The 12,476-nt window shown below is 60.3% G+C and carries 5 protein-coding genes; 2 read left to right on the top strand and 3 right to left on the bottom strand.

All coding sequences use genetic code 11. The features are described 5' to 3' along the window. Nucleotides 1–20 precede the first annotated feature (20 nt). The 3 genes from R3C19_03895 to R3C19_03905 all read right to left on the bottom strand — a co-directional run bounded on the left by R3C19_03895 (nt 21) and on the right by R3C19_03905 (nt 10,844). Nucleotides 21–6,146: a hypothetical protein gene (locus R3C19_03895; GenBank protein MEZ6059486.1), complete on the bottom strand. Its 6,126-nt coding sequence runs from the start codon at nt 6,144–6,146 to the stop codon at nt 21–23. A gap of 74 nt (nt 6,147–6,220) precedes the next feature. After that, the gene (locus R3C19_03900) at nt 6,221–9,841 is read right to left on the bottom strand and encodes a hypothetical protein (GenBank protein ID MEZ6059487.1); all 3,621 of its coding nucleotides are present in this window, start codon (nt 9,839–9,841) and stop codon (nt 6,221–6,223) included. Nucleotides 9,842–10,052: 211 nt separating this feature from the next. Continuing rightward, on the bottom strand, nt 10,053–10,844 hold the full coding sequence (locus R3C19_03905) for an inositol monophosphatase family protein (protein MEZ6059488.1): 792 nt from the start codon (nt 10,842–10,844) through the stop codon (nt 10,053–10,055). Between the two features lie 327 nt (nt 10,845–11,171). Between R3C19_03905 and R3C19_03910 the strand changes: the two genes are divergently transcribed. Both R3C19_03910 and R3C19_03915 read left to right on the top strand, forming a co-directional pair. Beyond that, on the top strand, nt 11,172–11,747 hold the full coding sequence (locus R3C19_03910) for an A24 family peptidase (GenBank protein ID MEZ6059489.1): 576 nt from the start codon (nt 11,172–11,174) through the stop codon (nt 11,745–11,747). A gap of 73 nt (nt 11,748–11,820) precedes the next feature. Next, complete coding sequence (locus tag R3C19_03915; protein MEZ6059490.1) at nt 11,821–12,291, top strand: pilus assembly protein; 471 nt, start codon at nt 11,821–11,823, stop codon at nt 12,289–12,291. The last annotated feature ends 185 nt before the right edge of the window (nt 12,292–12,476 follow it).

The raw sequence follows: 12,476 nt of genomic DNA on the forward strand, positions 1-12,476 counted from the left end.
CCGGAAGCCACCCGGTGTTGTCAGACGGCGTTTGCGGCGATCTGAGAATCTCCGTTTGCTGAGTCGCGCGAAATCACAGTGCTGGCCTCAGCGGACGCTGTCGGAAGCTGGTCTTTCGTCCGTCGGCCGAGAAACACGGTAACCGCGAGCGCGGCGAGTGAAAGCAGCGTGATTCCTTCAAGCGGACGCAGAACGCGGCGCACATGAAAGCGCACGCGGCCGGAGGTCGCTACCTGCCAACCGGAAGTATTCTCCGTCGAGCCGACAGGTTCCGCCTGCAGTGTCTGCTCCGAAGCCGACGATCGGTCGCTGCTTTCGAGATGGCTGATGTTGAAACCCGCGAACTCCAGCGGCGGCAGTTGCAGCGGCAACGATGTAGTGTCCGCAGCGCCTGACTTCGCCCCGGATTCCACAAACGACAGCCCTTCGCTGATTCGCTCTCGCAGCGCGGTACTCATGTCGCCGGAACTCAGCAGTCCGGCCGCCGGATCGCGCTCAACCCGCGTATCACTGTCGCTTTCAAATCGTACGAAGTCCTGCTGAACGGCATTCTTCATGCGCAGTCGCGGCAGGTCCGTCGAATGCCACAACAGCGATTCACGTGCGCCTCCAGTCATCCAATAGACATCCACTTTCGCCACGGACTGCTGTGCCGGCACCGGAATCCGCAGGGTGTTCCCCACAAGCGGCAATGCCCGGCCGTCGACAAAGACCTGTTCCACCAGCAGCGGTTCCGGAACGGAGATTTCGATGGCTGATGTTTCGGGACCGGAAAACGCCAGCATCTCCGTCCGACCGCTGATTGCCGACGCGTCAGTCAGGTCAATCTGAGTTGCAGCGATGGCATACAAGGCCGAATCCGTCGGCTGGCTGGAATTCGATTGCGCGGCCGCTGCGACCGGTCGGAACTGTGCGTCTCTCCGGAAAGAATCAAATGTCACCGGCACATGCGCCGGGTGAGTTTCCGGAATTGAAAGACCTGCCGCTCTCATCGCCGCAGTGATACGCATCAACGCGGTTGTGTCGGTTTCGTTTTCGCTGATTCCGGCAGAAGGTTCCGCAAAATCCAAAGCTTCGCGGAGCACGATATTGACGTCAGACTCAAATGTCGGAAGACGGCAGCTCACCAGTCCCGTCGCATCGCGCTGCAGTGGGACATTCGGAATCACCAGCATCGCGGCGTCCGCTTCGTCCGACAGCGACGAACCTGTGAAGGCCGTCCGAACCGCCAGGACACCGTCGCTGATGCTGACAGTTTGCGCGACGCCCTGCTGGACAAGCACGGGTTCACGGGCCGGCAGCCCGGGCGCAGGCAGGCGAATCAGCGTTGGCTCGTAGTCTCTGAGATCGGTCAGTCGCATCACGACATGAGCCACCGGCGGCGATGTCGTCCCGATTCCCGCTTGAATGACGAAGATCTCGGCCGTGGGATGTTCCACCAGCTCCATACGCAGTGACAGCGGCTTGTCTTCCTGAATGACCGTCATTCGAATTGGAGCCACAGTCAGCGGAGTATCTTCGATCAGAATCGGAGAATCCGGCACGGCCCCGGCAAGGTCACTGATGTAGGCTCGAGTGGATGGCTCCGCATTCAGCAGCAGCGAATACTCCAGAATCTCCGCATCCGGCAGATCGATCACCGGCAGAGTGACGGGTTCCGTTCCGTTGACCGGTATCGTCCCGCTGACCGTAATTCGAACCGTGCCGCGAGTCGCTTCCCGAAACGTGATGCTAAGAATGCCGCCGGAAAGGCTGTAGGACTGCAGTCGCCGCGTATCGGCAGCGGTGGCCATCACGGAATTCAACTGCAGGTTGCCTTCCAGCCGGACGTTCTGCCGAAAGATCGGAGCACCGGTGACTTCAATTTCGCAGCGGCAGTTCCAGGCAATTCCATTTGCTGTGACGGTTGCCTGCTGAGTCAGTCGTGCTTCCCGCGTCACGGTTTGTTCCGCGAGTTCGACCTGAATGCTGCCGGGAGCGGATGACACATCGAACGTCCGGTCGGACACACGCAGGCCGGCGGACACTCTGGCCGCTTCAGACACCGGAAAATCATTCAGGCTGAATCCGTCAGACGTTACGCGACGCAGCACGAACGGTGAGACGGTGCGAACCGCGAGCACCGCTTTGCCGCAGCGCTGACCACAGACGTCAGCAAGTTGATTCACGTCCACCGCGTGATTCAGAGCCGGCGACTGCTGAGCCGAAGTCAGGGCAATGGAAAACGCGAGCTGCGTGCGTTCTGAATCTTCGTTTCGAATCAGAATCTGATCGCCGGCACTGCTCCACGGCAGACTGACGCCGTCCTGGTCGCGAACACCGGTCACCAGGAAACCTGACGGCAGCCCGACGCGGATGGTTTCCGGTAGTGTCCGCGATGTTCCGATCAGGTAGTTGCCGTTGACTCGGGTCTGGTGCGGCGTGACCTCGGCCACACAAGTCAGTTCCGCGCTGTCCAGGACATCGGTCGCCGCATCCTGCGGCTGATTCCGGTGCAGCGTCAGGTTCACGGACGTCGCACCGCTCACGACTGGAAAACGCAGCTCGGTTTCCGTGGTCCGTTCTGCAGAATGGACTTCATGCGATCGCAGGGTCGCGCTGTTGAATGCGTGCGCCGTGTCGGAAATCGCGATTCGCGTCTCCGGTGACGGCGCCAGAGGGAGCGAGAATCGAACGACGGACTCCGATTGATGAAGCCTGACACGAATCTCGTATTCGACGTCGTGTGAAACCCAGCCGGACTCCCCGCGGGGGCCGCGGCTGGCGATTTCGTCGTCGGGATTTCGTGTTCCGTCCAGCGGGCGGGGAATCAGCGATGTATCTGTCGAAATCGGCAGGGAAGCCTGTCCCGCAGAATTCAACCGGGGAAACGCGCGGACTCCGTCGACAAGCGATTCGGTGAGCGTCGCGGTGTCCAGCGGAATAGGCAGGTTCGCGGATCGCAGACTGCGCGGCCGAACGACTGCGGCATGAATTCGTGCCAGAGCGGCACCGGTGTCATCCACCATAACGCTCACCGATTGTTGCGAGACGCAGACGGAATCCGCAGCCGCCGATCCGGCAAGGTCGCCATGATCCCGCAGCAGTTTTCGCGGCACATATAGAATCGGAAAATTCTCATCCGCGAACTCCGGCACCAGGATGTCGGTCGACGCTGACTGAAAACCACCAGGCACTGCCGGAGCCGGTGTCTCGTCTCCAACAGCAGACGCAGCACAAATGCAGCAAAGAAAGATGGCTGACCGAACCGCCGCGGTTCCGGCAACTTCCTTCAACAGTGGAATATTGGGCGCACCCAACCGGGAGACCACAGCATGGAGGACCGAAGCCAGGGCAGCCAGGCTGAACCACACGGCGATTGCGTCGAGGAAGATCTGCGGCAGCGGCGGAAGCAGCGATCGCACGGCGATCACGGCGATGAGCAGCAGCAACAGTCGCCGGCGACCTGCACGCGACAACAACTGAAGCCACAGAATCAGACACGCAGCGACTACGGTTCCGAGGGCCGTCGCCTGTCCGCGAAGCCGTGGTCCGAAGAACGTCAGCGTGGCGGAACCCGCACCCGGCCCCGCCGGAATCAGCGTACACAGCGTCGCGTTCTGTTCCGCCTGAAGCATCCATCGCGACTGAAAGCCCGGACAAAACGCCGGCACGGAATCCAGTTCCGTCGGGAGATTTCGCTTCAGCAGTGACTCAGAATTGCGGCGTCCTGCAGACACTGTCTGCAGCACGGAATGATCAGCGACATGCGACGAACCACGATGTACGGTGCTGTCGGCGGGGACCAGAATTCGTCGGCGAATGAACCCTTCGGGAAGGTCGCGAAGAGCCAGGGGGGTTGAGTCGATCACCATTCCCGCAAGCAGCGATTGCCTGCGTTCCGTCACCCAATGCAACTGCACTTCCACAGTCCCGTCCTGTTCGGGCACCAGAAGGTAATGCCAGTCGCTATCGCGTTTCACCAGAGCAGGGCGGCCGTTGACAGCGGCGGAAAGATCGGCCATGTCGGTCATCTGAAATTCGAAGCGGCCATTCCCCGGCACAGTTGTCACTTCAAGAATTGCCAGGTTCTCAAGTCGCACGATGCCGGAAACTTCCTCCACGATCGACAAGACGCTTCCTGAAACTTGAGGGCTTCGTCGGTCGATGGACGCGGACTCGGTGCCGGCGTCACGCAACGGAACAGCAGCGGCTCCTGCCGAATTCGCCGTCGCGACGGAGCCTGTCGTTTCGCCCGGCGGCACTGCGATGATGGATTCGCCGCCGGAAATGACGTCCGATGGCGCGCTATTGCCGTCTTCCGCGGGAACTGTACCCGCGGTCGCTGACCACTGCTGCAGGTACGCGCTGGTTTCCGACATCACTCCGTCGGGTAACCACGACAGTTCTTCGAACAGCTCGGATTTCGACGGAACCGGCCTGAACTGCGACGCGGGAAACCGGGACAGCATCGTCGTGCCGGAAGCGGTATAGACAATTCGTCCGCGGCGATAGTCCGTATTGGTCAGCCGCGGTATCGACACGGGAGCGACTGCGGAGATTGTCGTCGACTGCAGTTGCACAACGATTCGGGCGTCGGCATCGGGTGTGACCGGAGACCTGAGATGAATCAGCAGCTCCGTCGTGCCGCTCGCGTCCGCGGACTGAACAGCTTCAAAGAACAGCGGCAGATTCGAACGGATCTCACGAACGTCCGTCGGTTGCCAGTTGACCGGCAGCTTCCAGCTCAGTTCGGCGGCAGAACCTGTTAGCGCTCGGACTCGCGCGAAGGCCCGGACACTGCTGCGATCCTGATCGGCCGCGAATTGAAACAGGACATCATGCTGCAGCAGCGGCCGTGCGTGATCCAAAGTCACCGCCGCCTGAGCACGCGTCTCATACTGAAACAACTGCAACACCTGACTGCCGTCACTGGAAAAACTGACGTCCTGCTGTTGCGCCCCTGACAGCTTCAGATCGCGAACAGTCAGAAAGGAAGGCACGGAAAGCTGGGCGGTGGACTGCACAACGTCGACGCTGACCGGCGTTCCATTCAGCGGATCCCGAAACGTCAGCGGAACCAGCATCGGTAATTCCGTCGGTTCACCTGTCCGCATCTCCGAACGCCCGTGGAGCGTCACCGTTGAACTCCGCGTCGGCTGGACGATCGGAACCGCAACCACGGCCGGTACCTCGCTGACCTGCTTCAGATTCAGGCTGGTTCCGTCATCGAGAACGGCTTCCACGACGCGACACGGCGGGGATACTTCAAACTGATATTCACCCTTCTGGAGCTGTTCGGCCGCGCGAACGGTCCAGACGGAGGAAACGGTTTCGCCGGAGCAGGTGAACTCCGATCTTAATGAAAGCGCTGTACCGCGCTGCGCTGCGCGGGTGGCGGCCGGCGGGGAACAAATCAGAGTCAGCTCGTCGTGGTTCTTCGGGTACAGCAGCCAGTGCCATTCCGCAGCAGTTTCAGCGGGCCGTGTGATCAGTGCGTTCGGACTCGTCACGCGCACTCCGGGAGCGGTCCGCAATTGAAATGAGGAGAGCAGTGCGTTTGGCAACTGAAGGTCGAACCGTGTTTCTGTCTGTTCCGCGCGTCCCTGAAGTTCCCAGCTTCCTTCCAGCACGCCTGATTCCGGGTATGCGAGTACCGCCAGTTCCCCGGTTGGCCTGGCCGCGAGGCTGACACGATCCCCGGCGGACTGCAGATTCATTCGCTGCAAATTGGTGCGGCCCAGTGCGAACGCGGAACCGGCGGATGGCTGTGTCTCCCGGAATTCGAACCGAAGCCGGCCTTCAGTCAGCACTTTCCCGTCCAGTCTTGCCGAATACTCGGCGACTTCGATCGGCGGTGAACGGGGTACCGCCGGATGATGTGTCGGATCCTGCAGTCGCTTCACAAGCTCAGCGAACGACTGTCGCGACAGCGGCACATAGGCCCCCGAACTGACAGCCGCGGAAAGTTCTTCCAGTGACGCCGACTCAATGTTGAAGCGGCCGGGCTCCGGCGACGTCGGATCATCGGCACCGAACGCAGCAACGGTCGACGCCAGACACAGACCGGCGAAGAACAGCAGAAATAACGTCGCCCGCGCAGCCGTCATCGTGCCGAAGCGCAGTGGCGGGCCGAATCGGTCAACCACGCCGGAAGCGCTCGGCACCAAATGCCTGCTACGTTGTGTCAGGAAGTCAGAAATTGCAAATGCACCTCAAATAAACGCGAACCCTGCTGACGTCACAGCGAATTGCCGGTGGCAGTGGCACCCGTCGCAGTCGGAAACTGCTTCGGTCGCACGACTCCGGCGGAGGATCCCGACTGCTGACTTCCGCGTTCGATCACAAAGATCGTGCTTTGATCCGGTCGTCGCGCCGTGAACGCAGATGGCTGTGATCCCGCTGCAAAGTAGCGCTGAATCGCGGCCGCGAATGCTCCCAGCAGAATTCCTGCCAAACACAACCAGTAGACGGACGAGTATTCAGCGGGAATGAGCACATACGTGACAACCAGCACAGCGACGGACACAACGACCAGGGTTGTTGCCGGTATCTGCTGCAGGCGCAGGAATATCGCAAACGCACTGATTGCCAGGACGCACAGGACAAGCAACACGGCCCGGGTTGACACTCGCAGGAACTCACCGTCGCGCCGATCGGTCACTCCGACCAGCAGGAGAGACCCGCCGGAGCCGTTCAGCTCTTCAGCCAGTTCCATTCGGACGGCGTCGCGAACTGAAGCATCGTGCGCTGCCAGCACAGGGGTCAGTGAATCCTCGTTCGTCACGGCAAGGCTTAGCGGCAGTCCGGAAGACCCCGGAACTTGCATCCACCCGAAGTCGTTGCGACGCGGAATCAGACTCTCATCGGTACCGGGACGAATCAGCCAGATGCGGCCGAATACATCACTTGCCGAGGAGACCATTGGCAGCAAAGGCCGCACTTCTGCAATCAAGCCGTGACCGTCTTCCAGTTTCTGCCGCACACGAAGTCCGACTAAAGTGGCTTCCGATTTCGCCGCCAGGGTGTCGCGGTGAGGAATATGAACCCGCCAGAGCCCGCCTTCGCCGGTGATGTTCGCCGACACTGCCGTCGTCGCGGTTCTCGCCGACTCGCGCGGACCTGGTTCCCGGGTGTCGCCGTTTCCCGAGATGGCGACGGCTTCCACCGGATCACCATTCACGGTCGCGCGGACAACTTCACACCCCGCCGGCACGTTGAAAATGACGGTTGTCGGATAGGAGCCATACACCGCCCGAGTCACAGTCGTGGCGTAGTCGCCGTTGATCGATGTACGGATCACGGTGAATTGAGGCACGGAACGCCCCGCATCCGCCAGCGAACTGAGCAGAGTCACAGGTACGTCCGCGACGGCTGAGTGACTGCGCCACGCGGCCGCAAACCGAGGCGAATAGACCGGAATCCAATTGGGCACAGAGTTCATCTGAAAGACGTTCAGCAGGTCCGTTCCCACGGTGATCTCCTGCACCGGCAACGTCGACAGCACCAGTGGAATGTCGACGGATTGCGGCTGCGGACCGGATTCCGACATCTCAGGAGTCCAGTTGTAATCCACGTCAATCAGCAGCTCTCCCCGCTTTTGCACGGGTAGCTGGAAGACACTTTCGCGAGTGGACGTTCCGGTCGCGGCAAGTGTGCCCGGTTGTCCGTGAAGGCGGACCGTTGGAATAACACGGTCCGGAACCACCAGACGAATTTCGTCCAGGTCGCGGTGATGAACCTGAAACAGAAGTTCTTCATGCACGTGAATTCCGCCGACACCGATTCCCTGCCGCAATTCGACGACCGCCGACGCGCGGACTTCCGGCTGCTGTGACGTCAGCCGGGCCCGAACTCGCGATCCCGATTCCTCGACCAGTCGTGCCGTGACAGGCTGAACATTGGCGCGGACATCGCCGGGTTGCCGACTGACCGGCACGGAAGAAAACTCCGAGATCCCGTCCGGCTTCGTCAGACGAATGGACCAGGAGTCGGATTCCACAAGAGTCACAATTGTTGCGTGGCCCGTCGATGCCACCACGTCGGGCAGAAAGAACTCGCCGGTCCGGCCTTCAGTCACTGTCGGGCGAGGAACCGTCTGAGAGCTCGTGTTCACGTCTGCTTCGCCCTGCGGCAGAAATGTCGACAGACTGCGAAATGCCCGAAGTTCGACCAGGAACTGTCCTGTCTGGCGATCGGGGAAGACGAGCTGAATCAGATCCGGCGTGTCATTCGTGAGTTTGACGGGCAGCGGAGTTGTACCATCGTCGGTTGTCAGCACCGGACTTCCCGGCCAGATCTGCCAGCCATCAGCGGTGAAGTCCTTCCAGTTCACGGTGATTTCGTTCAGCGATCCGTGGATCACGTTGACGGGGTACCGTGCCGTCAGCAGCACGTTGTTGTTGTTTTCTTCGGTCGAGATTTCGATTTGCGGTTCGACGGCGAAGAATGCTTCAATCTCGCTGACTCGCAGGTCGATTCGCGATTCCGACGACAGCAGCTGGTAGGCCGTCGCAGCCGTCTTGGTGTCGGTCAGGCCTTCAACACGTTTGCGACGGGCTTCGTTCAGAGTCGCCGCATCCGGTTCGACGAGCACGCCCTGCGGAATCAGAATATCGACGTTGCCGGATTCGTTGCGGACTCGATCAATGTCCGGAAGTGACAGGGACACAACCTGCGGGAAATCGGTCTTCGAAAGTTCCAGATCGTATTTCAGCGACACGGTGCCTCGCACCGGCTCCGAGAACCGGACCACAACGTCAAGAGGCTCGCTGTCATCTGCGTCAGCCGGCCGAACGGATGTGAACGAGCGAACGATGGACGATCCTTCGATGCCGTCGCCGATAATCGAGACGGGTGTGAACAGCGGAGGAAGACGGACGGTCAGGCTGTCGACGCTTCCCCCGGAAACCTCAATCTTCTGAAGACAGGACAACGACGCCGGCACGGTCCGCAGGTCCAGCGTCATCTGAGCAGGTGTGGATGCCTGTACCAGCAACTGTTCGGTGGAGTCCGCCGGCTGAGGTTTCCACGTCAATTCCGTCTCACCGGCCATACCCCATAACTCGATGCTTGTGCGCGAGGCCTGCGTATCACGGGTGACTCGCGGCGGAAGAGTTCCCCCGCCGGTCACTTCGTCGACAAGCTCGCTGATCTGCATCACCAGATGCGATTGAGCGGCCTTCGGACACGTAAACCGGATGCGAGGCCGGCCGGTCGGTGTATTTCGAACCTGACCGATCAGCTCGACAGACAGCTCATGAATCCCCCTGCCGAAAAGCCACCATTCCTTTCGATTTGAAACGTCCGCGTTGAAAAAGGCAGCCTGTCCCGGCAGGTCCTGCGTCTGCGGCAGACCCGCAACCTGCATGTCTCCGAAACCGACAGGAACGCGAACCCATTCGTTTTCCGCGATCACGGTGACGGACAGTTTCACGTTCAGCCGAAACAGGTCGCGTTCGACACGCCCCGAAAGATTGACTTCGGAAATCGTGAACAGCGGCACCTGGTTCTGCAGCTGTACTCGCTGCAGCAAATCCTGAAGAGCCCCGGCGTCGAATCCCAGGCGATCCAGCGGGATGAGTTCGCCGGATTCGGTCCGCAGCATCAGAGCCGGCTTGTTGACCGCAGCTGATTTGTTCGCAGCACCAGCATCGACAGCTGCACCAGTCACAGCGGAGTCACCGGTCGCGGTGGTCTCAGAACCTCTGGTGTCGACCGCTCCGGGGACCGAAGCTTCGTCGCCGGCATCCTGAGCAACGGCTGCAGCAATCGTCGGAAGGAAAACCGTCAGCACCAATGCCGCGCTGGACAGCAGTCGGAGAATCCCGGCGGAACGGCAGTTTCGATTGCTGACAGACATGGCCGTTTTCGCAGACAGGTGACACCGCAAGCGGGTCACAATGAGGCATTCCGACTCGCGGGATGATAAAGAGCGAAAAGCATCGGCTTTCACCGTGGCCAGTGAAGCACCTGGTGGACGCGGACGGTTGCGGGTGCGTTTCGATTGCGGATCCCGAAAATCTTACGACGCCGACGCCGGTGAGTGAAGCGGCGAGTTGTGTGGAGGATCTTCAATTCAGGATAGCGGCAACATCTTTCTGGATTGTCACACTGCATGCGGCCAGCAGGCTGGGAACGAAGATATCGAAGGGACCGCCCGAAAGGCTTGTGACGGTTCCACCGGCTTCCGTCACCAGCAGAACACCGGCCGCGACGTCCCACGGCTTCAGACTTGTCGACCAGAAAACATCCACGCGACCGCAGGCGACACTGGCAAGGTTGAGCGCGGCGGAGCCCGTTCGCTGTACGGTCTGCAAATGATTCATGGCCTTCAGAAAACGCCGGACGGCGGGATCAGTGTCCGTCGCGCCCACCGGCAGGCTGGCCATGCCCATGGTTCTTTGCAGCTCCGTTTCGCCGGTGGTCTGAATGGCGGTTCCGTTCAGCCAGGCGCCGTGACTGGCAATGGCGGTGAACGTTTCGCTGCGATTCGGATCATGAATCACACCGACCAGCGGCACGGACCCCCGGCAAAGGCCGATGGAAACCGCGTAGTAGGGAAACCCGTGAACGTAATTGGAGGTTCCGTCCAGCGGATCGATGATCCACTGCAGATCGGACGTGCCCGGATCGGATTGCAGCCCTTCTTCGCCCAGAAAGCCGTGGTCGGGAAACTCCGCCGCAATCAGGTCATGGATCACTTTCTGAGATGCCTCATCGGCTTCCGTCACAAGATCCGCGCGACCCTTTTCCCGCACGGAAAACCTTCCCGCCCAGTCCAGCAGGACTTTGCCACCGGCGATCGCCGCCGTTTCCGCAAGCTCAAGAAACCGCTGAAGTTCGCGGCGATCAGGAACTGACATGTGCTGACTGCCACTGTTCATCTGAAAAAATGCTTCCCGCGAAGAAAGTTCACGCGCCGCGGCGACGAAGCCGAAATCTGTGACGGTGCCGTCGGCTCACTCGAAACCGGATCTCGGCTGCCCGGCACAGATCGGCTGCAAGAAAATCTGTCGCACCGGTCCGGCGTCCGATTTTGACTGCTGAACGGATTCTTTCGACTGAGGACAGAAACACAACCGCGCCAATCAGCGATGGTGCGGAAATTCCATCGGCGGGACGTCGCGGGATTCAATACTTGAGTCGCAGTTCCGACAAGCCGGCTTCCCCGATGCTTTATCAGTGACACCATGTTGACCGATCCAAATCTCCACAAATCCGTCTTTCTGTTCGCCGTCGTACTGTTCACCGCCATCACGGCCTGGACCGACACGCGCTGGCGGCGAATTCCGAACAAGATCACTCTTCCGATGTGGATCGCCGGCTGGCTCTATCAGGGCCTGTTCTTCAAGCTGGCGGGGCTGCTGGACGGGTTGTACGGCTTTGGAATCGGATTCGGGTTGTTCTTCGTGCTGTGGATGGTTGGTTCCGCAGGCGGCGGCGACGTGAAACTGATGGGAGCACTCAGCGTCTGGCTCGGTCCCGGACTGACTCTGAAGGTTCTGCTGTGCAGCCTGATATTCGTTGTGCTGGGAACATTCGTTGTGGTCGTCAGCAGCGTCTTCAGTAACGGCTGGAAGCGAACTCGCAGCCGCTTTTCCGCGGCAGCGGCGGACAGCAAGGCAGTCAGCAAGCGCGCGGAGACAATCGCTCAGCGCCAGAAGCGCCGCGTCATGGCGTTTGCGGTACCCGTCGCGCTGGCGACGTGGAGCGTGTTACTGATATTCCAGAACGAGTGGTTGCACCGCGGCCTGCTGAATTCCTAGATTCGCGGTGTCGTATTGTCGAATCCTGAAAACGCAGCAGCACGGCAACTTTGCGGCGTCCCGGGGAATGACGATGAAATTGACGAACGGCCACCAGCGAGCACACATCCGAATCGGGCAAAGTGATCGCTCACGACTTGGCGCCATCCTGTCAATGGAACTGGTCCTGGTGCTGCCGATCTTCATGGTGCTGCTGTTCGCTGTGGTGGAATTTTCGCTGCTGGCATCCGCCAGAAACCGGATGTCCGACGCTGCCCGCTGCGGCGTCCGCGAGCTGTGCATCAATGACGAATCCCCCGACCTGATTCGCCAGGAACTTACAAAGCGACTGGGCCCGAAGCTCAGCCAGGGCATTGTGATCGATGTCCGGGCAGCAGCCAGAGCCGGTGAGGTGGCCAATGTCCGCGTCACAGTGCCGATGAAGAACGCGACACCCGATCTGCTGTGGCTGACGGGCTTCTCCGTTCAGAACCGGTTTCTGACTGCCGAAGCACCCATGGTTCGTGAACATGACAACCTGCAGACCGGCCTGCAACGGTTGTAGCAGGCGGTCACAGAATAGTTGAGTTGCGTTTCCCGGATGTCGTTAAGGAAACGCAGAAGCGCGGTTTTTGCTGAAGCGCGCTGCAGGGATGAACTTCTGTCTCATGGACGGTCCACTCAGGAATGCGATTCGGACGCTCAAGATGACGTCCGCGTTTTGAAAAGAACGTCATCGCTGTATTGGAT

This window comes from Planctomycetaceae bacterium (genome assembly GCA_041398785.1).
GTDB lineage: Bacteria > Planctomycetota > Planctomycetia > Planctomycetales > Planctomycetaceae > JAWKUA01.

Bases quoted from the DNA above. Each gene is read 5' to 3' on its own strand.
- R3C19_03910 (MEZ6059489.1), top strand. From the start codon at position 11,172: ATGTTGACCGATCCAAATCTCCACAAATCCGTCTTTCTGTTCGCCGTC.
- R3C19_03900 (MEZ6059487.1), bottom strand. From the start codon at position 9,841: ATGTCTGTCAGCAATCGAAACTGCCGTTCCGCCGGGATTCTCCGACTG.
- R3C19_03905 (MEZ6059488.1), bottom strand. From the start codon at position 10,844: ATGTCAGTTCCTGATCGCCGCGAACTTCAGCGGTTTCTTGAGCTTGCG.
- R3C19_03915 (MEZ6059490.1), top strand. From the start codon at position 11,821: ATGAAATTGACGAACGGCCACCAGCGAGCACACATCCGAATCGGGCAA.